General features: G+C 65.9%; 18 protein-coding genes. 5 read left to right on the forward strand and 13 right to left on the reverse strand.

Going from position 1 to position 22109, the window contains the following annotated elements:
• Positions 1-1121 (reverse strand): S-(hydroxymethyl)glutathione dehydrogenase/class III alcohol dehydrogenase (locus ACP159_RS20040; protein ID WP_425101489.1); only part of this gene is annotated, 1121 nt, incomplete at its 3' end.
• A 185-nt stretch (positions 1122-1306) separates the two neighbouring features.
• On the opposite strand from ACP159_RS20040, the gene ACP159_RS20045 reads away from it, so the two are divergent.
• Together ACP159_RS20045 and ACP159_RS20050 are read left to right on the forward strand one after the other, a co-directional pair.
• Positions 1307-1537 carry a hypothetical protein gene (locus tag ACP159_RS20045; protein ID WP_425101490.1) on the forward strand — a complete coding sequence of 77 codons (231 nt, stop codon included), beginning with the start codon at positions 1307-1309 and terminating at the stop codon, positions 1535-1537.
• A gap of 177 nt (positions 1538-1714) precedes the next feature.
• Positions 1715-2629 carry a DMT family transporter gene (locus ACP159_RS20050; protein WP_425101492.1) on the forward strand — a complete coding sequence of 305 codons (915 nt, stop codon included), beginning with the start codon at positions 1715-1717 and terminating at the stop codon, positions 2627-2629.
• 27 nt (positions 2630-2656) lie between these two features.
• On the opposite strand, the gene ACP159_RS20055 is transcribed toward ACP159_RS20050, so the two are convergent.
• The 10 genes from ACP159_RS20055 to ACP159_RS20100 all read right to left on the reverse strand — a co-directional run bounded on the left by ACP159_RS20055 (position 2657) and on the right by ACP159_RS20100 (position 14060).
• A complete protein-coding gene (locus ACP159_RS20055; RefSeq protein WP_425101493.1) occupies positions 2657-3343 on the reverse strand; it encodes a class I SAM-dependent methyltransferase in 687 nt (228 codons plus the stop codon).
• 179 nt (positions 3344-3522) lie between these two features.
• On the reverse strand, positions 3523-4605 hold the full coding sequence (locus ACP159_RS20060; RefSeq protein WP_425101494.1) for a BMP family ABC transporter substrate-binding protein: 1083 nt from the start codon (positions 4603-4605) through the stop codon (positions 3523-3525).
• Between the two features lie 42 nt (positions 4606-4647).
• Positions 4648-5571, reverse strand: a complete 924-nt coding sequence (locus ACP159_RS20065) for an ABC transporter permease (protein ID WP_425101495.1) — start codon at positions 5569-5571, stop codon at positions 4648-4650.
• On the reverse strand, positions 5571-5888 hold the full coding sequence (locus tag ACP159_RS20070) for a hypothetical protein (protein WP_425101496.1): 318 nt from the start codon (positions 5886-5888) through the stop codon (positions 5571-5573). The genes ACP159_RS20065 and ACP159_RS20070 overlap by 1 nt, the downstream gene beginning before the upstream one ends.
• Positions 5885-6970, reverse strand: a complete 1086-nt coding sequence (locus ACP159_RS20075; RefSeq protein WP_425101497.1) for an ABC transporter permease — start codon at positions 6968-6970, stop codon at positions 5885-5887. The genes ACP159_RS20070 and ACP159_RS20075 overlap by 4 nt, the downstream gene beginning before the upstream one ends.
• Positions 6971-7036: 66 nt before the next feature.
• Entirely contained in the window at positions 7037-8560 is a 1524-nt protein-coding gene (locus ACP159_RS20080) for an ABC transporter ATP-binding protein (protein ID WP_425101498.1), read from the reverse strand.
• Complete coding sequence (gene xdhC / locus ACP159_RS20085; protein ID WP_425101499.1) at positions 8527-9462, reverse strand: xanthine dehydrogenase accessory protein XdhC; 936 nt, start codon at positions 9460-9462, stop codon at positions 8527-8529. Before xdhC ends, ACP159_RS20080 begins: the two co-directional genes overlap by 34 nt.
• Positions 9452-11872: a xanthine dehydrogenase molybdopterin binding subunit gene (gene xdhB / locus ACP159_RS20090; RefSeq protein WP_425101500.1), complete on the reverse strand. Its 2421-nt coding sequence runs from the start codon at positions 11870-11872 to the stop codon at positions 9452-9454. The genes xdhC and xdhB overlap by 11 nt, the downstream gene beginning before the upstream one ends.
• Positions 11869-13263: a xanthine dehydrogenase small subunit gene (gene xdhA, locus ACP159_RS20095; RefSeq protein WP_425101501.1), complete on the reverse strand. Its 1395-nt coding sequence runs from the start codon at positions 13261-13263 to the stop codon at positions 11869-11871. The genes xdhB and xdhA overlap by 4 nt, the downstream gene beginning before the upstream one ends.
• Positions 13264-13457: 194 nt before the next feature.
• A complete protein-coding gene (locus ACP159_RS20100; protein WP_425101502.1) occupies positions 13458-14060 on the reverse strand; it encodes a MarR family winged helix-turn-helix transcriptional regulator in 603 nt (200 codons plus the stop codon).
• A gap of 184 nt (positions 14061-14244) precedes the next feature.
• On the opposite strand from ACP159_RS20100, the gene ACP159_RS20105 reads away from it, so the two are divergent.
• The 3 genes from ACP159_RS20105 (at position 14245) to ACP159_RS20115 (ending at position 20537) form a co-directional block, all read left to right on the forward strand.
• Complete coding sequence (locus ACP159_RS20105) at positions 14245-15735, forward strand: MDR family MFS transporter (protein ID WP_425101503.1); 1491 nt, start codon at positions 14245-14247, stop codon at positions 15733-15735.
• A gap of 234 nt (positions 15736-15969) precedes the next feature.
• Complete coding sequence (gene dnaE, locus ACP159_RS20110) at positions 15970-19467, forward strand: DNA polymerase III subunit alpha (RefSeq protein ID WP_425101504.1); 3498 nt, start codon at positions 15970-15972, stop codon at positions 19465-19467.
• Positions 19468-19607: 140 nt separating this feature from the next.
• Complete coding sequence (locus ACP159_RS20115; protein WP_425101505.1) at positions 19608-20537, forward strand: hypothetical protein; 930 nt, start codon at positions 19608-19610, stop codon at positions 20535-20537.
• A 117-nt stretch (positions 20538-20654) separates the two neighbouring features.
• Here ACP159_RS20115 and ACP159_RS20120 read toward each other — a convergent pair whose 3' ends face one another.
• Both ACP159_RS20120 and ACP159_RS20125 read right to left on the reverse strand, forming a co-directional pair.
• Positions 20655-21551 (reverse strand): polysaccharide deacetylase family protein, encoded by an 897-nt coding sequence (locus ACP159_RS20120; protein ID WP_425101506.1) that lies wholly within the window; start codon positions 21549-21551, stop codon positions 20655-20657.
• Positions 21548-21967, reverse strand: coding sequence for a nuclear transport factor 2 family protein (locus ACP159_RS20125; RefSeq protein ID WP_425101507.1), 420 nt, complete (start codon positions 21965-21967; stop codon positions 21548-21550). The genes ACP159_RS20120 and ACP159_RS20125 overlap by 4 nt, the downstream gene beginning before the upstream one ends.
• Between the last annotated feature and the right edge of the window lie 142 nt (positions 21968-22109).

A 22109-nucleotide genomic window follows, 5' to 3' on the forward strand; every position in this document is an offset into this window, starting at 1 on the left:
TCCACGACGGCGCGGATGGATTTGCCCTCGTGCATGAGGTCGAAGCCGTGGTTGATCTCCTCGAGCTTCAGCTTGTGGGTGATCATCGGGTCGATCTCGATCTTGCCGTCCATGTACCAGTCGACGAACTTCGGCACGTCCGTCCGCCCCTTCGCGCCGCCGAATGCCGTGCCTTTCCAGACCCTTCCGGTCACCAGCTGGAACGGCCGCGTCGAGATCTCCGCCCCCGCGGGCGCCACGCCGATGATCACCGACACGCCCCAGCCGCGGTGCGAACACTCCAGCGCGTCGCGCATCACCTTGACGTTGCCCGTCGCGTCGAACGAGTAGTCGACGCCGCCGATCTGGTCGGCGCCGCGCTTCGTCAGGTTGACGATCTCCTGCACGGTATTCTCTACCTTCGAAGGATTAACAAAATGCGTCATGCCGAATTTCTTCGCCATTTCTGCTTTGGAATCATTGAGATCGACGCCGATGATCATGTCCGCGCCGGCCATGCGCAGGCCCTGGATCACGTTCAGGCCGATGCCGCCGAGGCCGAAGACCGCCGCCGTTGACCCAATCTCAACACCTGCCGTGTTAATCACGGCGCCGATGCCGGTGGTGACGCCGCAACCGATGTAGCAGATCTTGTCGAAGGGCGCGTCCTCGCGGACCTTGGCGAGGGCGATTTCGGGCATCACGGTGTGATTGGCGAAGGTCGAGCAGCCCATGTAGTGGTAGATCGGCGTGCCGTCGAGCATCTTGAAGCGGGTGGTGCCGTCCGGCATCAGGCCCTGGCCCTGCGTGTTCCGGATCGCGGTGCACAGGTTCGTCTTGCCCGAGAGGCAGGACGGGCACTGGCGGCACTCGGGGGTGTAGAGCGGGATGACGTGATCGCCGGGCTTGAGCGTGGTGACCCCCTCGCCGACCTCGACGACGACGCCCGCGCCTTCATGGCCGAGAATGCAGGGGAACAGCCCCTCGGGATCGGCGCCGGAGCGGGTGAATTCGTCGGTGTGGCACAGGCCGGTGGCCTTGATCTCGACCAGCACTTCCCCGGCCTTCGGCCCGTCCAGCTCGACTTCCATGATCTCAAGCGGTTTTCCCGCTGCAAGGGCAACGGCGGCTTTCGTTCGCATGGGATTTCCCCCCTTATTGAAAACAATTTTCGATACTTTCCGTCATCGGTCCTGGGCCTGCAAGGCAGGAAACGGCTGTTTTTACAGGGGATGCGGCGTTGATCGGAAATCCTGTCCCGGTTGAGGGAATCTTCGGGATTGTCTGTCAGATTCGGTGGCGGAGTGAACATTACGAGGCCAGACGCATGTCGCTATACACCCCCCTGAAATCCGGATCCGCCCAGGCCACCGCCCCCGACGCTCCCGCGGAGGCGCCGGAGCCGAGCGTCAGCACGACGCTGCTGTTTCAGATCCGCCGCAACGAGGCGGCCCTGGCGGCGCTGCGCGACCTCAAGCATGGCCCGCATCCGGACGAGCGGATCATCCAGGGCAACATCACCCGGCTGCGCGATCAGCTGATGCATCCGGAGGGATGAGGCTTCAGACAGGACAGGACTATTGACCATCTCCCGGGATGGGTCCACGGTGAACCCATTCTAATGCGTTACGTGGAACGGCCGAGAAACCGGAGCCTCAGGACAGTCGCCGGACAGCGGCGGCCTTGAGGCGGCGTCGGGATTGCGGCGGGTCCAGGGGCGCAACCGGGAGGTTCCATGTCCCCCTTGCATGGCATCGCGTTGAAGCTCAGCGCGGTCTTCGTCTTTACCATCATGGCCGCGCTGATCAAGGCCAGCTCCGACATCGTCCCGCCGGGGGAAGCCGTATTCTTCCGGTCGTTCTTTGCCATGCCGATCATCATCGTCTGGCTGGCGATGCGTGGCGACCTGAAGGTCGGCCTGAAGGTGCAGCGGCCCATGGGCCATGTCTGGCGCGGGCTCATCGGCGTCTCGGCCATGGGTACGGGGTTCACGGCCCTGGGGCTGTTGCCGCTGCCGGAGGTGACGGCGCTGGGATACGCCGCGCCACTGATGACGGTGATCTTCGCTGCGATCTTCCTCAAGGAACGACTGCGGTTGTTCCGCATGAGCGCAGTGGCATTGGGGCTTGTCGGCGTCGTCGTGGTGCTCTGGCCGCGGCTGTCGCTCGACACGCTCGACCACGCGGCGGCGCTCGGGGTGGCCTGCATCCTGGCCTCGACGGTGTTCCGCGCGTTCTCGCAGATCCACATCCGGCGCATGGTGGCGACGGAGGAGACGGCGGCCATCGTGTTCTGGTTCTCGATGACCGCAACGCTGTTTTCGCTGTTCACCATCCCCTTCGGCTGGGCCTGGCCGGGACCGATGGGGTTGGCGCAGCTGATCGGGGCCGGGCTGATCGGCGGGTTCGGTCAGATCCTGCTGACCTCGTCCTACAAACACGCGGAGGCGGCGCTGCTGGCACCGTTCGACTATGCGTCGATCCTGTTCGCGATCCTGATCGGCTATTTCTTTTTCGAAGAGGTGCCGACGGCCATGGTGCTGATCGGCTCCGCCATCGTGGTGGCGGCGGGCATCATCATCATCTGGCGGGAACGGCAGCTCGGCCTGAAACGCGGCAAGGCGCGACCGAGCATGACCGGCAAGTGGTAAGGCACGCGGCGCCGCGCGCCTTGATCGTCACGTCTTGCGCAGCAGGCAGGTGAAGCGGCGGCGCACGGCGTAATCCTCGCAGCCGTCTGCCTCGGTTAGGCCGGACCAGTCGCACCATTCGACGGAATAGTCGTAGCACTCCGCCATCAGGTTGATCGCGCCGCGGCTCGGGTTGCCGACGGGCGCGTATTGCTGGCCCTCGACCTCGGCAATCGCGTTGTTCGGCTCCCAGGTCTTTTCCTTGCGCACCCGGATCACCGGCTCGTCGGCGTCGTCGATTTCGCTGTCGATGACGATCAGCCGGGGCTTGAGCGCGTCCATCAGCTTGAGCATGCCGGCGTGGTCGTAGATGTGGTAGTAGAACCCGAGGTTCAGGATCACGTCGAAGGTCTCGCCCTTCGCTGCCAGTTCCGGCATCAGCGAAAAGGCGTTGCCGATGATCCAGTCATGTTTGTAAGGGCTCATCAGCTTGTGCCCGCGGTCGGCGCTTTCCTTGCGGCCTTCGAGACCCAGCGTGTACTGTGCCCCGAGCTTGTGGGCCGCCCAGCTCCAGAAGCCGTGACGCGCACCGATGTCCAGAACGCGGGCGCCTTTGATCAGCTCGTTCTCGAAGGCAAAGATGCGGCGCGCGCGGTTGTTCATCCGGCGCAGGTACTCTTCGCTCCAGAAGAAGCCGGCATCGTTGATGGCCAGGGAAAAGACGTCGTTGGGCATGGAAAAAGCCTTCTGTTCTTGATGAATCGCGCTCTACTCAGGCGAGTGTCCTGCCGTTGCTAGACCGTTGGACAACTGTTGTACAGGCGCGAAAGTCCGCGTGCGCCGGTGTCAGCCGCCCCGGAAAGAGAAAAGCCCCGCTTGGGGGCGGGGCTTTCCGTTTGGAGAGATGGGCCGGATCAGTTCGGCACTTCGGCGGTGATGCCTTCGACGTAGAAGTTCATGCCGGCAAGGGTCCCGTCGTCCGCGGTTTCGCCCTCGGCGAGCCAGTCGGAGCCGTCCTGCTTCTTCAGCGGGCCGGTGAAGGGATGGTATTCGCCGGAGGCGATCTTGTCCTTCAGTGCCAGCGCCTCGGCCTTGACCTCTTCCGGAACTGCGTCGGAGATCTCGCCGATGCCGACCATGCCCGGGCCGATGCCGTCCCAGGTGTCTGTCGAGGTCCAGGTGCCGTCCATGACGGCCTGAACGCGGGCGATGTAGTAGGGCGTCCAGTTGTCGATGATCGACGAGACCCGCGGCATCGGCGCGTACTCGGCCATGTCCGAAGCCTGACCGAAGGTGATGACATTCCCGGCTTCCTGCGCGGCGGCCTGCGGCGCGGTGGAATCGGTGTGTTGCAGGATCACGTCGGCGCCGTTCTCGATCAGGGCGCGCGCCGCGTCGGCTTCCTTGGCCGGGTCGAACCAGGTGTAGAGCCAGATGATCGAGAATTCGACGTCCGGGTTAACCTTCTTGGCGTGGATGTAGGCGGAGTTGATGCCGCGGATGACCTCGGGAATCGGCACGGAGGCAATGTAGCCGATCTTGTTGGTCTTGGTCATGCGGCCCGCGATGGTGCCCTGGATGGCGCGGCCTTCATAGAAGCGGGCGGAATAGGTCGAGACGTTGTCCGAGCGCTTGTAGCCGGTGGCGTGCTCGAACTTCACGTTCGGGAACTTGGCGGCGACGGCCAGCGTCGGGTCCATGTAGCCGAAGGAGGTGGTGAAGATGATGTCCGCGCCGGTCAGGGCCATCTGGGTGATGGCGCGCTCGGCGTCGGCGCTCTCGGGCACGTTCTCCTGGTAGACGGTTTTCACCTTGCCTTCGAAATGGGCTTCCATCTTCTGGCGGGCCTGATCGTGCTCGTAGGTCCAGCCGCCATCGCCCGGCGGTCCGATGTAGATGAAGCCCGCGGTGATCGGCTCGCCGTGGCTCTCCGCGTGGGCCGCGCCGCCAAGGGCGAGGGCCATGGCCACGGTGGCCAGAAGGGTACGTCTTTGCATGGAAGTGTCTCCTGTTGGGTGGTTTTTTGTCAGTCTACCGCTTCAATGTGCGGCGTGGAAGGAGCGGCCGAGGGAGCCGGGCGCACCGTGCGCTCCCCGTGCCGAAATGAAGACCAGAACGATGATCGTGATGAGGTAGGGCGAGGCGCTCAGGAGCGCAACGGGGACGTTGGCCCCGGCGGCCTGCAGGTTCAGCTGGAGCACGGTGACGCCGCCGAAGAGGTAGGCCCCGATCAGCACGCGGCCCGCCCGCCAACTGGCGAAGACGACGATGGCGAGGGCGATCCAGCCGGCCCCTGCGGTCATGCCTTCGGTCCATTGCGGCACGCGCACCAGGCTGAGATAGGCGCCGCCGAGGCCCGCGCAGGCCCCGCCGAAGAAGATGGCGAGCAGGCGGACATAGACGACCTTGTAGCCGAGTGCATGGGCGCTGTCGTGGCTCTCTCCGACGGCGCGGAGGATCAGGCCGAGGCGGGTGAACTTTAGGAATGCCCAGACGGCGAGGACCAGCAGGAGGCTGATGTAAATCATGACGTCATGGCTGAACAGCATGCGCCCGAGGCCCGGCAGGTCCGAGAGCAGCGGGATGTCGAGTTTCGCGACCGGCGGGGCCTTCATGCCCTCGTAGGGTTTGCCGATCAGGCTCGACAGGCCGAGCCCGACGAGGGTGAGACCGAGGCCGGTGGCGACCTGGTTGGACAGGAGGAACTGGGTCAGGACACCGAAGGTCAGGGACAAGACCGCCGCGGCCAGCGCGGCGGCGGCAAAGCCGAGGTAGGGGTTGCCGAAGGTCACCGCGACGGCAAAGCCGACCACCGCGCCCGTGATCATCATGCCCTCGACCCCGAGGTTGAGGACGCCGGATTTTTCCACCACCATTTCGCCGATCGCGGCGAGCAGGATGGGAGTCGCCGAGACCATGATGGAGGCGACGAGAAGGACGGGATTGATCGAGGATAGGTCCATCAGGGCAACTCCAGGAGGACGACGATGCGGAAATATCCGACAATCGCGCCGAGGATCGTGGTGGCGAGGGCGGTCAGCATCAGGGGCCGCAGGCTGGCGGTGTTTTCGGCCATGCCGGGCCGTTCGTTCAGCTTGCGGTTCAGGCGTTGGGCCTGGCCAACGACACTGGTGAACAGGTAGATCAGCAGCACGGCGAGGATGAGCAGGCCCATGCCGAGTTTGCCCGGGTCGCCGTCCGCGAGAAACCCGGCGACATAGCCGAACCACGCGGTGATGAGGGCCACGGTGCCGGTGAGGAGAGCCGCCTTGACCGTCATGCCAGCTCCCTCTTGCCGAACCGCACGCGGTAGTTGGTGAAGACGTCCGTTGCCAGCAGGAAGAACAGCAACATCCCCTGGAACAACTGGATCGACGCGCCGGGCAGGCTGAGCATGAGCTGCGCCAGTTCGCCGCCGATGTAGGTCAGCGCCATCAGGAGGCCCGCCAGCAGGATGCCGAAGGGGTTCAGGCGGCCGAGGAAGGCGACGATGATGGCGGTAAAGCCGTAGCCCGCGTTGAAGTTGCCGGTGATCTGGCCAGCCGGGCCGGTGACCTCGAAGAGGCCCGCCATGCCCGCCAGCGTGCCGGAAATGCCGAGGCAGAGGAGGACGATCCGCGCCGGATTGACCCCGGCAAAGCGGGCGGCCCGGGGGGCCTCGCCGCTGAGGCGGATGTTGAAGCCCTGTATGTGGCGGGCCATGAGCACATAGGCGGCGATCACCGCGATGAAGGCAAAGACCACGCCCCAGTGCATGCCGGTATTGGCGAGGAGTTCCTCGTTGAAGGCGGCGGGCCATTGCTTGAAGTTGCGCGACCCGGGGAAGCCCATGCCCTCGGGATTGCGCAGCAGGCCGGTGGAGACGGAAATCAGGATGTTCTGCGCGACATAGACCATCATGAGCGAGACGAGGATCTCGTTGGTGCCGAATTTCGTCTTGAGAATGCCGGGGATCATCGCCCAGAGAAAGCCGCCGATCGCGCCGCAGAGGATCATCAGCGGGAAGATCAGGATGCTTTCGGAAGGATAGAAGGCGAGGCCCGCCCCCGCGCCGCAGATCGCGCCGATGATGTATTGCCCTTCCGCCCCGATGTTCCAGATACCGGCGCGAAAACCGATGGAAAGGCCGATGGCAATGAGGATCAGCGGACCAGCCTTCACGAGCAGTTGCGGGCGGGCGAACCCGGCGAACTGCGGATGGAACAGCGGGTCCCAGAAGATGGTGCGGATGGCCTCAATCGGGTCGACGCCGAGCGCGGCGAACATGAGGCCGCCGACCAGCATGGTCATCAGCACGGCGAGGAGCGGGGTGACGGCGGTCCAGAGCTTTGAGGGCTGCGGGCGCTTTTCGAGGGTGATCATGGCTGCGCCTCCGGGTGGGTCTTGGGGCAATTCCCGTCGAAGGGATTTTGACGCCTGGCGGAACCGTCACACATCCACATGCGCCACCTCCATGTCATGCGCGCCGCCCATCATCAGGCCGATCTGTTCCATGTCGAGCGCGGCGACCGGCCGTGCCGGGGACAGGCGTCCCTCGTTCAGGGCGCAGAAGCGGTCGGAGATTTCCATCAGTTCGTCGAGGTCCTGGCTGATCACCACGATGGCCGCGCCTTTCCCGGCGAGGTCGAGCAGCGCCTGCCGGATCGCGGCGGCGGCGGCGGCGTCGACGCCCCAGGTGGGCTGGTTGACGATCAGCACGTCCGGGTCCTGCAGGATCTCGCGGCCCACCACGTATTTCTGCAGGTTGCCGCCGGAGAGCGCCCGGGCGGCGGTGCCGGGGCCAGGGGTGCGCACGTCGAAGCGTTCGATGACGGTCTCGGCGAAGCTCTTCGCCTTGGGCCAGCTGATGAAACCGTTCTGCACGAGGGCCCTGCGTTTGGCCGCGGTCAGAACGCCGTTCTCGATCAGGCTCATGTCCGGGGCGGCCGCGTGGCCGAGACGTTCCTCGGGGGCCGATAGCAGACCGGCATCGCGGCGGGCGGTCGGGCCGAGGCGGCTGACGTCGCTGCCGTTCAGCATCACGGTGCCTGCGGCAGAGGTCCGTTCGCCGGAAAGCGCGGCGAGAAGCTCGTCCTGCCCATTGCCAGCTACCCCGCCGATACCCAGCACCTCGCCCGCCTGCACCGCAAACGTCACCTCGCGCAGCGGCGTGCCGAAGGCCCCCGGCGCGGGAAGGCTCAGGGCCTTGGCTTCCAGCCGCACCGCGCCTTTCTCGGTCGAGCGGGCGACCGGCGAGGCAAAGCTCGATCCCACCATCATCTCCGCCAGTTCCCGCGCGGTGGACTCGGCGGGCGTGCTTTCGCCCACCTTCTTGCCCAGCCGCAGGATCGTGGCGTGATCGCAGAGCGCGCGGATTTCCTCCAGTTTGTGCGAGATGTAGAGGATCGAGGTGCCCTCCGCCTTCAGCTTTTCCAGCGTCTCGAAGAGGATGTCGACCTCCTGCGGGGTCAGCACCGAGGTCGGCTCGTCCATGATCAACAGGCGCGGATTTTGCAGCAGGCAGCGGATAATCTCTACCCTCTGCCGCTCCCCCGCGGACAAGGTGCCGACGGTGCGGAACGGGTCCAGCGGCAGGCCGTAGAGTTCCGACACCTCGCGGATGCGCTTCGCCAGGTCGCGCATCGGCGGCGGATTTTCCATGCCGAGCGCGACATTCTCCGCCACGTCCAGCGCGTCGAACAGCGAGAAGTGCTGGAACACCATGGCGACGCCGGATTGCCGCGCTTCGGAGGGTTTGCCGGGCGTGTAGGGCTTGCCGTCCAGTTCCATCGTGCCCTTGTCGGGGGTCACGAGGCCATAGATCATCTTCACCAGCGTCGATTTCCCGGCGCCGTTCTCGCCCAGAAGCGCGTGGATTTCGCCTTTGCGGATGGCGAAGGACACATCGTCATTCGCCACCACGCCGGGATAGGCCTTGGTCAGGCCCCGGATGCCAAGCAGGATGTCAGACACGTGTCCCCGTTCCTTTTTTGAATATCAAGTAGCTGTGAGGCGACCCCGATGGCAATGGCGGCGGGGTGTTTGCCAAGGTGTTTTTGCCCAATCGGGCAGCAGATGCGCCCAATTTGAGCATCCGCGTGACCGAGCGCGGCAAGGCGTTTGCGGAAGCGGACCCACTTGGTGTCGGAGCCGATCAGGCCGCAGAAGGCAAAGTCATGGCTGAGGATCGCGTGGCACAGGTCCAGATCGAGCGCGTGGGAATAGGTCAGGATCAGGTGTTCGGCGTTTTTCGGCGCGTGGGGCACGAGGCGGGCAGGCTGCGCGGCGGGAAGCGCGGTCACGCCCGCGGGGACGGTCTGAGGAAAGCGCTCGGGGCCGGTGTCGACCCATGTGATCGCGAGATCGGGCAGGGGAGCGAGGACCTGCACCAGCGCCCGGCCGACGTGGCCCGCGCCCCAGATCCACAGGTGCCTTTGCGGCTCCGTCACCGGCTCCACCATCCAGCCGTCGATGAGCGCCGGGGCGGGGCGGGTGCCTTGCCCCCGCGCCTGCGCCAGCACGCGCTGCACCGCGAGGGGCATCGCGCCCGGGCCACGGGCGATGACCGGGCCTTCCAGCGCGGCCAGGGTTTCGGCGTCGAAGAGCTCGGTCCAGAGCGTTACCGCCCCGCCGCAGCACTGCCCCATGTCGGGGCCAAGCGCGTGGCGGGTTGCGCCTTGGCGGTCGAAGGCGTGCCGGGCCGCCTCCAGTTCCAGTGTCCCGCCGCCGATGGTGCCGGATTGGCCGCCGTGCCAGACCAGCATGGACGCGCCCACCTCGCGCGGGGTGCTGCCCCGGACCTCGGCCACGACCACCCGCGCCACGCGGCCATGGCTGGCCACGGCGGCTTTCAGCTCCGCAAGATCAAAGCTCACCGCGCACCCTCCGCACGGCTTCGAGCACCGCTTCGGGCGTGGCTGGGGCGTCAAGCGCCGGGTAGGCCTCGCCGCAGGACGCCACCGCGTCGGAGAGCGCCATGAGCACGGAGATTCCGTGCATGAACGGCGGCTCGCCCACGGCCTTGGAGCGGTAGATGGTTTCCTCGCGGTTCCTGCCGTCCCAGAGGGCGACGTTGAACACCTCCGGCCGGTCGGAGCAGGCGGGGATCTTGTAGGTCGAGGGCGCATGGGTCCGCAGGCGGCCCTCCTCGTCCCAGACCAGCTCCTCTGTCGTGAGCCAGCCCGCGCCCTGCACGAAACCGCCCTCGATCTGGCCCTTGTCCAGCGCCGGGTTCAGGGAGGTGCCGCAGTCGTGCAGGATGTCGGCCCGCAGGACGCGGTACTCACCGGTGAGCGTGTCGATGACCACTTCGGAGCAGCTGACGCCATAGGCGAAGTAGAAGAACGGACGGCCCTGGCCCTTGACCGAATCCCAGCTGAGCTTCGGGGTCTTGTAGAAGCCGGTGGCGGAGAGGCTGACCCGGCCCTCATAGCAGAGTTTCGCAGCCTCGGCGAAGGGGATGGTGTTGCCGCCGACCTGCACGGTGCCGTCCTTGAACACCACGTCAGACGGCTTGTCCTGATGCAGCTTCGCCAGATGCTCGGCCATGCGCGCCCGGATCGCCTCGCAGGCGGCCTTGACCGCCATGCCGTTGAGGTCGGATCCGGAAGACGCGGCGGTGGCGGAAGTGTTGGGCACCTTGGCGGTGTCCGTCGCGGTGATCTTCACCGCCTCCAGCCCGACGCCGAACTCGGTCGCGGCCACCTGCGCGACCTTCTGGAACAGCCCCTGTCCCATTTCCGTGCCGCCGTGGTTCATGGCGATGGAGCCGTCCTGGTAGACATGCACCAGCGCGCCCGCCTGATTGAGGTGCGTGAGCGTGAAGGAGATGCCGAACTTCACCGGGGTCAGCGCGATCCCGCGTTTCAGAACCGGATTGGCGGCGTTCCAGATTGCCACCGCCTTGCGGCGTTCGGCATAGTTGCAGCTGTCCGCAAGCGCGTCGGTCATCTCGTGCAGGATGAAATCGGTGACGGCCTGCCCGTAGGGCGTGGTCTGCATGTTGGCTGGGGGGACGGTGGGTTTGCCGGTCGGCACCACCGCTGCCGCGCCGCGCGAGGTCAGATCCGCGTCGCTGTCCTCGTGTTGCCGGGTTTCGGTCGTCTCCGGCAGTTCCGGGGGCGTGGGCGGTGCGCCGCCTTCGGCCTTGGCGGCGTAATAGTTGATGCGCCGCACCTCCAGAGGGTCCTTACGCAGGGCGTGGGCCACGTGGTCCATCACCCGCTCGATCCCGAGCATCCCCTGCGGGCCGCCGAAGCCGCGATAGGCGGTGGCGCTCTGGGTGTTGGTCTTCAGCCGGTGGCTCTCGATGCGGATGTTGTCCAGAAGGTAAGCATTGTCGGAATGCAGCATCGCGCGGTCGGCAACCGGGTGCGAGAGGTCCTGCGCCCAGCCGCAGCGGGCGAGTTGCAGAAACTCGACGCCAAGCAGCCGCCCGTCATCGTCGTAGCCCACGGCGTATTCGATGCGGAAATCGTGGCGTTTGCCGGTGATCATGAAATCGTCGTCGCGGTCATAGCGCATCTTTGCCGGACGGCCCGTCGCGGCGGCCACCACGGCGCAGGCAATGGCGAGGGCGTTGCCCTGACTTTCCTTGCCGCCAAAACCGCCGCCCATGCGCCGGGTCTCCACCCGAACCGCGTGCATCGGCAGGTGCAGCGCGTGGGCGACCTTGTGCTGGATCTCCGTCGGATGCTGGGTCGAGGAATGCACCAGCATGTCGCCGCCTTCCTGCGGCACCACCATCGCGGCCTGCCCTTCGAGGTAGAAGTGCTCCTGCCCGCCCATGACGATCACGCCTTCGAGCATGTGCGGTGCGGTGTCGATGGCCTCGCCTGCGTCGCCCTTTTCCCAGATGCGCGGCTCGCCGAAGCTGCTCCCGGCCTCCATGGCCTCCGCGACCGTCAGGATGGCGTCGCGTGACTGGTATTCGATCTTCGCCAGCCGCGCGGCCTTGCGGGCGGCGAGGTGGGAGGTGGCGGCGACGAGGAAGATCGGTTGGCCGAGATACTTGATCGTGCTGCCGGAGAGCATCGGCTCATCATGGGCAGACGGGCTGCAATCGCAGTCGGACGGCAGATCGGACGCCTGCCAGACCCGGATGACGCCGGGCGCTTGCCGGACGGGATCGAGGTCGATGGCGGTGATCCGCCCGGCGGCGATCTGCGACAGGCCGAAGGCCAGATGCAGGGTGTCCGCCGTCGCCGGGATGTCGTCGATGTACCGCGCCGCGCCGGTGACATGCAGGCGGGCGGCGTCGTGGGGGAGGGGTTTGCCGACGCTCATGCCCGCACCTCCAGAACCGAGGAGACCGCGCCGAGGTCTTCCAGAAGGCAGCGCGAGAGCATGTTGCGGGCGGCGGTCAGGCGGTAATCGGCGCTGGCCCGCATGTCGGAGAGTGGTGCGAAGTCGTCCTCCCAGGCGTCCCAGGCGGCGGCGAGCGTGTCATCGGTCCAGGGTTTGCCGGTGATCGCCAGCTCCACGGCGCTCGCGCGTTTCGGCGTGCCCGCCATGCCGCCAAAGGCGATGCTGGCGGCGGCGACGGTGCCATTCTCGACTGTGATGCTGAACGCCCCGCAGACGGCAGAGATGTCCTGATCGAAGCGCTTGGACAGCTTGTAGACCTTGAGCGGAACGCCCTTCGGCACGGTCACGGCCTCGACGATCTCGCCGGGGTCTCGGTCCTGCTTGCCGTACTGGATGTAGAAGTCTTCCAGCGGCATGTCGCGCCCGGCGTCGCGGTGGCGCAGGTGCAGAGTCGCCCCGAGGGCGATGAGCGCGGGTGGGTTGTCCCCGATGGGCGAGCCGTTGGCGATGTTGCCGCCGATCGTGGCGGCGTTGCGCACTTGGGTGGAACCGTAGCGGCGGATCATCTCCGCGTAGCTGGGGTAGTGGGCCTTCATCAGAGCATGGACGCGGTCCATGGTGACGCCCGCGCCGATCCGCAGCGCGTCGTCGGTTTCGTCTATACGCTGGAGGTCGGTGCAGCGGCTCAGGAAGATGACCTCGCCCAGATCCCGTAACTGCTTGGTGACCCACAGGCCGACATCCGTGGCCCCGGCGATGAGGGTGGCCTCCGGGTGCTGCGCGGCGAGCTCGGTGAGCGCCTCCAGCGTTTCCGGTGCATGGACCCCGGGAGGCTGACTGCCTTCCGGACCCTCCGTGGATATTTGCGGCAATTGGAAGCTGCTGTCGGCTTTCAGATGCTCGGGTACGGGCTCTTGTGCCGCAGCCTCGGCGGCGCGGATGATCGGCGCGTAGCCGGTGCAGCGGCAGAGGTTGCCGGCCAGAGCATCGTCGTGACCCGTCTCGCCGTTGAGGTGGGCGGTGGCCATGGAGCAGATGAACCCGGGGGTGCAGAAGCCGCATTGCGCGCCGTGGTGGTCGATCATCGCCTGCTGCACCGGGTGCAGCGTGCCGTCCGGAGCGGCGAGCCCTTCGACGGTGCGCACCGCCTTGCCGTGCAGCTGCGGCAGGAAGAGGATGCAGGCGTTGAGCGCCTTCGCGCCGTGTTCGTCCTGCACCATCACGGTGCAGGCGCCGCAGTCGCCCTCGTTGCAGCCTTCCTTGGTGCCCTTGAGGCCGCGCGACTCGCGCAGCCAGTCCAGAAGCGTGACCGTCGGGGCCACGCCGTCCAGATCAACGCTCTCTCCATTGAGAAGAAACGTGATTGTCATGTGAATTGCCTGCCGCCTTACCCTGATGCCCCTGTGCGGGGTGTGCGCCCTCGATGCGGCGTAGAAAGCGCACGGTGTCCCTGTTCCGCCAAGGCTAGGCGGCGCCGGCGCGGTATGGCAAGCAAAAAATGTTCAGGATTTGGGCGGGGTTGCGGGTATGCCTGTTGTTTGGGCAGCTGACAAAGCCCGCGAGTCTACGTCTGTGGATCGGGTTCCAGCAGCGTTTCGCGCAACTTTGCAACCTCTTCGGTGACCGCGCCGGAGGGGGTGGCGGCCCGTTCCGACCAGGCGCTGAAGCGTTCGAGCAGGGGCAGGAAGGTGGCGATTTCCGCCGCGGTCCAGTCCTTGAGGTAGGAGCCGAGCACGAGGAACTTGTAGTGCCGCACCGCCTCGACAAGGCGCTCCCCGGCCTCGGTCAACTCGAGGACAGCCCGCCGCGCGTCCAGCTGGCTGACGGCGCGGCGCACATAACCCTGCCGGATCAGGTCGGACGTCACCCGGCTGGCCCGCGACGGGTCGATGTTGAGCCGCTGCGCCACGGTCGAGACCATGGTCTCTTCCGTTTCCTCGCCGCCGAACTCGTTCGCCGGGGCCCAGACCGCCATCATCACGTCCATCTTGGCGAGGTCGATCGGCAGGCCGAGGTCGTCGATGGCCCGCTGACCCAGCTCGCGTTTGAACACCCGGCGCCGCCACTTCTGCAGGATCGCGTCGACATCGAGCGCTGCCTGCCCGGTCTCACGGTCGATCCCGGCGCGTTCCAGCTTGCCCTTCAACTCTTCGTCGCGGTGACCCATGGTGCCCTTTCGAGAATCTTCATAATGCATGCTCTTGACATGCAATTGTCATTAGCACACTTTAGACACCAACGCGACCCGATGCAAAGCGTTCCTGCGCGCTCACTGCCGACCGGCTTTTCGGTCTGGCAGATCGCGCTTTTTGTGCGCATCGTCGTCTCGCCCCTCAACGCCAGGACCGCCAATGTCATTAGCCGAACCCGAAACCGTTTATGCCGACGCCCCGGACCCCACGATGATCCGCATCGTGCTGGGTGCAATCGCGGCAACATTGCTGTTTGCCTCGCTTGGGCAGACCATCGTCTCCACCGCGTTGCCCATCATGGTGGCGGACCTCGGTGGCATGGATCACCTGACCTGGGTGATCACGGCTTACCTGCTGACCTCCACCATCGCCGCGCCCATGGCGGGCAAGCTCGGCGACATGTTCGGGCGCAAGGCGGTGCTGCAATGGGGCATCGGCGTGTTCGTCGTCGGCGCCATCGTCTGCGGCGTGGCGACGAACATGGGATTGGTGATTGCCGGGCGCGCGATCCAGGGCGCCGGGGCGGGCTCGCTGATCGTGACCTCAATGGCGACCGTGGGGGACCTGCTGCCGGCGCGGCAGCGCGGCATGGCGCAGGGTATCCTCGGCGCCGCCTTCGGCATTTCGACGGTCATCGGGCCGCTGCTCGGCGGGCTGATCGTGGAGACCATCGGCTGGCACTGGATCTTCTTCGTGAACCTGCCGGTCGGCCTGCTGGCCTTCGTCGTGCTGGGCTACGCCTTGCCGCGCCGGACGGAGCGGCCGGAGGCCAAACTGGACTACACCGGGGCGGCCCTGCTGACGACGTTGCTGGCGTCCATCGTGCTGGTGCCGAACGCGACCGGTGTGGAGCAGACGGTGGCCCTGCTCGGTGTCGGCCTGCTGGCGCTGGTCGGTTTCGTCTGGGCGGAACGGCGGGCGGAGGCGCCGATCCTGCCGATGAGCCTTTTCGTCAACAACACCTTCGTCGTCGTCAACTCGGTTGGTTTCCTCGTTGGCATGGCGATGTTCGGCACGATCACATTCCTGCCGCTGTTCCTGCAGGTGGTCAAAGGCGTCTCTCCCACCAACTCCGGCCTGTTCCTCGTGCCGATGATGGCAGGGCTGCTGAGCGCCTCGATGGGGGCCGGGCGGATCATGTCGAAGACCGGGCATTACCGGATGATGCCGATCTACTCGACCGGCCTTCTGGCTCTGGCCATGGCGATGATGGCGACGATCACGCAGGACAGTCCGCTGTGGCTGATCGCCGGGTGCATGGTGCTTGTGGGCCTCGGTCTCGGGCCGGTGTTCTCGGTCGGCGTGGCCGCGATCCAGAACGCGATCCCGATGTCGCTGATGGGCGTGGGCACGGCGTCTGCCAATATGTTCCGGCTGATCGGCGGCGCGCTGGGCACGGCCTTCTTTGGCGCGGTGTTCAGCGCCGGGCTGGCGCGGAACCTGTCGGATGTCTTGCCCGGCGCGGCGGAAGGCGGGCTGCGCTCGCTCGGCGCGGCGCAGGTTGCAGCGCTGCCGCCGGAGGCACAGGAGGCCGTCATGACCGGCTTTTCGAATGCGCTTCACCCGATCTTCTGGATCGCGGCGGGGGCGGCGGCGCTGGCTTGCCTGACCTCCACCCGATTGAAGGAACTGCCGCTCGACGCCGCTTGAATCCTCCCCTGACAGGCGCTGCACGTGCGGCATGAGACGGCCCCCGCTCTTCCCCGGCGGGGGCCGGTTTTCGTTTGCGGGCGGTCCCTGTCCGGGAACCGCGGGTTTCCCTCCCCTCTGGGGAGTGTCAGGGTGGGGGTAGGGTAGAGAGAGTGGGTGTGAGGAGATGGATAAGGGCGCTGACCGCTCAATTGCGATCTTCCCCCCTTGGGAGCCACAAGATACGGTAGGCGCATGGCCGATCCCCGATTCATCCACCTGCGCACCCACACCGAATATTCCCTGCTCGAGGGCGCTGTCCGGCTCAAGAAACTGCCAGGTCTCTGCGAGGCCATGGGCATGCCGGCGATTGCCGTCACCGACACCAACAACCTCTTCGCCGCGTTGGAGTTCTCCGTCTCGGCGAGTGGCCTCGGGGTGCAGCCGATCATTGGCTGCCAGTTCGATCTGCGCGCCGTCGAGCCGCAGCAGGGCGAGCGCCCGCGTCCGCCCGCGCCCATCGTGCTGCTGGCGCAGAGCGAAGCGGGTTACGAGAACCTGATGCTCCTCAACTCCTGCCTCTACATGCGGCAGGGTTCGGAGTTGCCGTATATTTCCATGGAAGAGTTGGCCCAGCATTCGGAGGACGTGATCTGTCTCACCGGCGGCCCGGACGGTCCCGTGGGCCGGATGCTCCGCGCCGGGCAATTCCCGGCGGCGCAGGCGTTGATGGACCGGCTCAAGGAAATCTTCGCGGACCGGCTCTATGTCGAGTTGCAGCGCCACCCGGGCGAGGACGGCCTGCCGGAGGCGGAGCGTCTGACCGAGCGACCCTTCCTCGACATGGCCTATGCCATGGACCTGCCCATCGTGGCGACCAATGACGCCTATTTCCCGAAGGCGGACATGTACGAGGCGCATGACGCGATGATCTGCATCGCCGAGGGCGCCTATGTCGACCAGCAGGAGCCGCGCCGCCGCCTGACGCCGCAGCATTACCTCAAGACGCCGCAGGAGATGGCGACCCTGTTCGCCGATCTGCCCGAGGCGCTGGAGAACACCGTCGAGATCGCCCGGCGCTGCGCCTTCATGGCCTATCGCCGCGATCCGATCCTGCCGAAGTTCGCGGATGACGAGGTGACGGAACTGCGCCGCATGGCCAATGAGGGCCTGCAGGAGCGGCTCAAGGTCATTCCCCATGCGGTGACGGTCGAGGAATACCAGGAACGGCTCGACTTCGAGCTTGGCATCATCGAGGGCATGGGGTTCCCCGGCTACTTCCTCATCGTGGCCGACTTCATCCAATGGGCGAAGGACCATGACATCCCCGTCGGTCCGGGGCGGGGGTCCGGTGCAGGCTCGCTGGTCGCCTATGCGCTGACCATCACCGACCTGGACCCGCTTCGCTATTCGCTGCTTTTCGAGCGCTTCCTCAATCCCGAACGGGTCTCCATGCCCGACTTCGACATCGACTTCTGCATGGACCGCCGCGAGGAGGTCATCCGCTACGTTCAGGACAAATACGGCCACGACAAGGTGGCTCAGATCATCACCTTCGGCGCATTGCTCTCGAAGGCCGCGGTGCGTGACATGGGCCGCGTTCTGCAGATGCCTTACGGGCAGGTGGACCGCCTGTCCAAGATGATCCCGGTCGAGGGCGTCAAGCCGGTCAGCATCGAGCAGGCTTTGCGGGATGAGCCGCGTCTGGCGGAGGAGGCGCGGAACGAGGAGGTCGTCGACCGTCTGCTGAAATACGGCATGCAGGTCGAGGGACTGCTCCGCTCCGCAGGCACCCACGCGGCGGGTGTCGTGATCGCCGACCGGCCCACGGACCGGCTCGTGCCGCTCTACCGCGACCCGCGCTCCGACATGCCCGCAACGCAGTTCAACATGAAATGGGTCGAGCAGGCGGGTCTGGTGAAGTTCGACTTTCTGGGTCTCAAGACCCTGACCGTGATTCAGAACGCGCTGGATCTCATCCTGAAAAGCGGCAGGCAGTTGCATATTGCTGCCGATGGCACGGAGCTTTACGAGCCCGCCCCCGGCGGCGAGAACCAGATGAACCTCATCCCGCTGGACGATGAGGCGACCTACAAACTCTACGCCAGCGCCAAGACCGTCGCAGTGTTCCAGGTGGAAAGCTCGGGCATGATGGATGCGCTCAAGCGCATGAAGCCGACCTGCATCGAGGATATCGTGGCGCTCGTTGCGCTCTACCGTCCCGGCCCGATGGAGAATATCCCGACCTATTGCGAGGTGAAGAACGGGCTCAAGGAGATCACCTCCGTTCACCCCTCCATCGACCATATCCTCGCGGAGACGCAGGGCATCATCGTCTACCAGGAACAGGTGATGCAGATCGCGCAGGTCATGGCGGGCTACTCGCTCGGCGGCGCCGACCTCTTGCGCCGCGCGATGGGCAAGAAGATCAAGGAGGCGATGGACGCCGAACGCCCGAAATTCGAGGCGGGCGCGGCGGCCAACGGGGTCGACAAGAAGAAGGCGACGGAGGTCTTCGACCTTCTGGAGAAATTCGCCAACTACGGCTTCAACAAGTCGCACGCGGCGGCCTATGCGGTGGTGTCCTACCAGACCGCCTGGCTCAAGGCGAACCATCCCGTCGAATTCATGGCCGGGGTGATGAATTGCGATATCCACCTGACGGACAAGCTCGCGATCTACTTCGAGGAAGTGCGCAAGGGGTTGCGTCTCCCCTGGGTGCCGCCCTGCGTGAACCGTTCGCTGGCGACCTTCGACGTGGTGAACGGCGAGTTGGTCTATGCGCTTGGCGCGTTGAAGAATGTTGGCGTCGACGCGATGAAGCTGATCGTGGAGGGCAGGGGAGACCGCGCTTTCTCGACGCTTTTCGACCTTGCCCGCCGGGTGGAACTCAAGAGGATCGGCAAGCGCCCACTGGAAATGCTCGCCCGCGCCGGGGCCTTCGACCAACTCGACAGCAATCGTCGCCGCGTCTTCGACAGCCTAGATGCGCTCGTTGCCTATTCGACCGCGATCTTCGAGCAGAAGGCCTCCGCGCAGGTCTCCCTGTTTGGCGAGGCCGGGGACGACCTGCCCGAGCCGCGCATGTCGCCGATCACGGACTGGCTCCCGGCCGAGAGGCTGGCGGAAGAGTTCAAGGCCGTGGGCTTCTACCTCTCCGGCCACCCGCTCGACGATTACATGCCCGCGCTGAAACGGCAGGACGTCATGACGCTCGACGAGGTCATGGGCCGCGCCGAACGCGGTGCCTTGGTGGCAAAACTGGCAGGGGTCGTGGCTGGACGGCAGGAGCGCAAGTCTGCTCGGGGCAACCGCTTTGCCTTTGCGCAACTGTCAGACCCGACCGGGGCCTACGAGGTCACGCTGTTCTCCGAAACGCTGGAGAAGTCCCGCGAATACCTGGAAACCGGCTCCAAGGTGGTTGTCACCGTTGAAGCGACCATGGAAAGCGACCAGTTGAAACTCCTCGCGCGGGGGGTGGCGCCTGTCGATGCGGTCGCCTCCGGCGGGGGTGTCATGGGGCTCAGGATCCACGTGGAGGCCCCCGGTGCCCTGCCGCACATCGCCTCCGTCCTGACCCGCGCCTGCGAGCAGATGCCGAAAGCGGCGCGCGGTCCGGTAATGCTCTGCCTCAACGATGCCGGGCTGCCGGGGGAGGTGGAGATGGACCTCAAGATGGACTTCCCGGTGACCCCCGAAATCAAGGGCGCGATCAAGTCGCTGGACGGCGTGCTGGCGGTCGAGGATTTCTGACGCGCCACTGGCCCGGGTCACCCTTCTGTGATGTGCAAGACTCGCAGACCGTCCGAAAACCGCCGGTTCGGGACTGTGGATTTGCCATCGGAGCGCCGGAAACGATAAGGAATGGTTAACAAAACCGTTCCGGAGGTTTCATGCGTCTGTCCCTGCCGATCCTGTCCTGCCTCGTGCTGTCCGCCTGTTCCACCGATCCGTTGGCTCGCCTGAACCGGGTTGGCGACATCGGCGTGGCGGAGGACGCGGGGCAACGGGACGCGCTGCCGGATGCGACGGAGACGATCCTACCGCAGGTCGCTCCCCCGCAGGTGCAGCCCGGGACGGAGCCGGAGCGGGGCTTGCTCGGGTTCCTCAAGCGCCGCGCCGATGCAGTCCGGGAGGCGGGGACGGCGGAGAGCGACCTGCCGCAGGAGGCCCCGGGAGACAGCAGCCCCGATACCGTGGTGCAGGCGGCGGTTTCCTCGCAGGACGACGCCCAGCTTGCGGCGCTTTCGGCGGAGCCGAAGCCGGAGCCGAGGAAAGGCGGGCTCTTCGGTTGGCTGTCCCGGGCCGATGCGCCGGAGGTCGAAGAAGGCACTCCGGTTGCGGAACCGCAGGACGCCGGTGCGATCCTGCCGCATGGCGCGGTCGCTCGGGTCTGTGAGATTCCGGCGCGGAGCCTCGGGATCAAGGCCGAGAGCTTTCCGGGGCGCGGGGGATACACCCTTTACGACAGTGCGCCGGGCAGCACGGACGCCCGCAACTTCTACCTCGACGGGTTCGACGACGGTTGCCTCCGGCAGTTCACCGCCGCGCTGGTGCTGTTTGGCTCGGTGGAGAGTTACGAGCAGATCCACTACGGCGCTCCGGGCGTCACCCTGCCGCGCGCGGAGACCGACATTGCCTACGAGCAGTTGAAAGCAAAGGTCTGTGGGGTCGCGGCGGACCGGCCGTGCGGATCGAGGCTGTCGCGCCTGTCCCGGAACACGGCGTTTGTCAGCATCTACGAACGCTTCGAAGACAACGCCCGGTGGAGCACGATGCTGGTCCACGATGGCGCGGTGCTGGCGGTGGATACCAAGGACTAAAACGTTTCCAGTTATTGATGGATCACCAATGCTCTGCCGCGCTTCGCGCTCTCAAGACATTGGGGATGCACTTTGTTTTGTTGTAAACTGGAAAGGCTGTAGCGCGGGTTCGGGGGATCAGGACATGCCGTCCACGTCCGGCGGGACACTCGTGGCCCAGTGGCGGGCGATGTCGCCGGCGCGGGTCAGCCAGACAAAGTCGCGGGAGCGGGCCACGTGTGACAGGGCACGCCGAAGGTGGCGCAGCCGGAAGGGCTGGCCAACGATGTAGGGATGCAGCGCGATCCCCATGACGAGGCTTTGCTGCGCCGACTGTTCCACCATCTCGTCAAAGGTATCGACGATCATGTCGGCGAAGTCGGACGCGCTGTCCTTGCGTGCGACGATGGCGGGGATGTCGTTCAGCTCCTGCGGGTAGGGCACGCTGAGCAGCGGACCCGAGCGCGTCCTCATCCAGACCGGCTGATCGTCCATGCACCAGTTGAGCGTGTAGCCGTAGCCTGCCTCGGCCAGCAAGTCCGGCGTGACCGGACTTTCGGCGATCCAGGGACTCAGCCAGCCCTCCGGGGCCTTGTCTTCGGCGGCCCGGATTGTCCGCGTCGCCTCGGCGATCATGGCGCGTTCCTGCGCCTCGGTCATTGTGCTTTGCCGTTCGGAATTGGTGCGTCCATGCCCGGCGATCTCGTCCCCGCGGGCGCGGAAGGCGGTCATCAGCTCGGGGGCGTAGCCATACATCGCCGCATTGGCCAGCACCGTGGCGGGACAGGCGAGGTCATCCAGCAGATCGCGCATGCGCCATGCGCCGACGCGGTTGCCATAGTCCCGCCACGCGAAATTCAGCACGTCCGGTTGCGGGCCGCCGGGGGCGAGTTCCGCGCCCAGCCCCTCGCCGAAGGCAAAATGTTCGAGGTTCAGCCCGATGTAGACCGCCAGACGCCTGCCTTCCGGCCAGAGAACATCGGGCCGCCGGGTGATTGGCACATAGTCGTACCGCCCGTGCCCCGGCAGCGTCAAAGCGGTGCCTCCGCAAGGCCCGCCCCGTGCAGCAGGATCTCGGCGCTGTCGTTCCAGACTTGCGTTTCCACTATCAAACCGTCCTTGACCGTGAAGATGTCGATGTAGCGGTTGGTCTCGAAAGGCGTGCCGTCCGGCCATGCGCCATAGAGATACCGGGTGTTGAACACGCGCACCTCGCCGGTGGCCTCGTCCAGCGCCGCGTCCGTCCGCAGGAAGCGTTTCTTGACCCAACTGTAGCGTTTCGCGTTGAAGGCGGCGGAGTCGGCAGGGGAGGAGAACTGCCGACCTCCGGTGAAGATCATGCGAAATCCCGGGGCCACCAGACGCGACGCGCCTTCGGGATCGGGAACCATGGACAGGTCGAGATATCGCTCGACGATGGCCTTCGCTTCGCTGACGGGATCGTTGGGCACGGTGGTGTCCTTTCCGGGATACGGGTCCGAAACGCCGGATCACGTTGCGGAAAGCAAGAGCCGCAGCCCTGCCGGGATCGGGACGACTCGGAAAAGTATGACCTCCGGTCTCTCGGGGTTCCAGAGCGGATCGGACTTCGGA

The organism is Tropicibacter sp. S64 (assembly GCF_049803835.1).
Classification (GTDB): domain Bacteria; phylum Pseudomonadota; class Alphaproteobacteria; order Rhodobacterales; family Rhodobacteraceae; genus Pacificoceanicola.

Excerpts from the sequence above, each read along its gene's own strand:
- ACP159_RS20050 (WP_425101492.1), top strand. The coding sequence starts at position 1,715 with ATGTCCCCCTTGCATGGCATCGCGTTGAAGCTCAGCGCGGTCTTCGTC.
- dnaE (WP_425101504.1), top strand. The coding sequence starts at position 15,970 with ATGGCCGATCCCCGATTCATCCACCTGCGCACCCACACCGAATATTCC.
- ACP159_RS20045 (WP_425101490.1), top strand. The coding sequence starts at position 1,307 with ATGTCGCTATACACCCCCCTGAAATCCGGATCCGCCCAGGCCACCGCC.
- xdhA (WP_425101501.1), bottom strand. The coding sequence starts at position 13,263 with ATGACAATCACGTTTCTTCTCAATGGAGAGAGCGTTGATCTGGACGGC.
- ACP159_RS20055 (WP_425101493.1), bottom strand. The coding sequence starts at position 3,343 with ATGCCCAACGACGTCTTTTCCCTGGCCATCAACGATGCCGGCTTCTTC.
- ACP159_RS20105 (WP_425101503.1), top strand. The coding sequence starts at position 14,245 with ATGTCATTAGCCGAACCCGAAACCGTTTATGCCGACGCCCCGGACCCC.
- ACP159_RS20060 (WP_425101494.1), bottom strand. The coding sequence starts at position 4,605 with ATGCAAAGACGTACCCTTCTGGCCACCGTGGCCATGGCCCTCGCCCTT.
- ACP159_RS20065 (WP_425101495.1), bottom strand. The coding sequence starts at position 5,571 with ATGGACCTATCCTCGATCAATCCCGTCCTTCTCGTCGCCTCCATCATG.
- ACP159_RS20070 (WP_425101496.1), bottom strand. The coding sequence starts at position 5,888 with ATGACGGTCAAGGCGGCTCTCCTCACCGGCACCGTGGCCCTCATCACC.
- ACP159_RS20115 (WP_425101505.1), top strand. The coding sequence starts at position 19,608 with ATGCGTCTGTCCCTGCCGATCCTGTCCTGCCTCGTGCTGTCCGCCTGT.
- xdhB (WP_425101500.1), bottom strand. The coding sequence starts at position 11,872 with ATGAGCGTCGGCAAACCCCTCCCCCACGACGCCGCCCGCCTGCATGTC.
- ACP159_RS20100 (WP_425101502.1), bottom strand. The coding sequence starts at position 14,060 with ATGGGTCACCGCGACGAAGAGTTGAAGGGCAAGCTGGAACGCGCCGGG.
- ACP159_RS20075 (WP_425101497.1), bottom strand. The coding sequence starts at position 6,970 with ATGATCACCCTCGAAAAGCGCCCGCAGCCCTCAAAGCTCTGGACCGCC.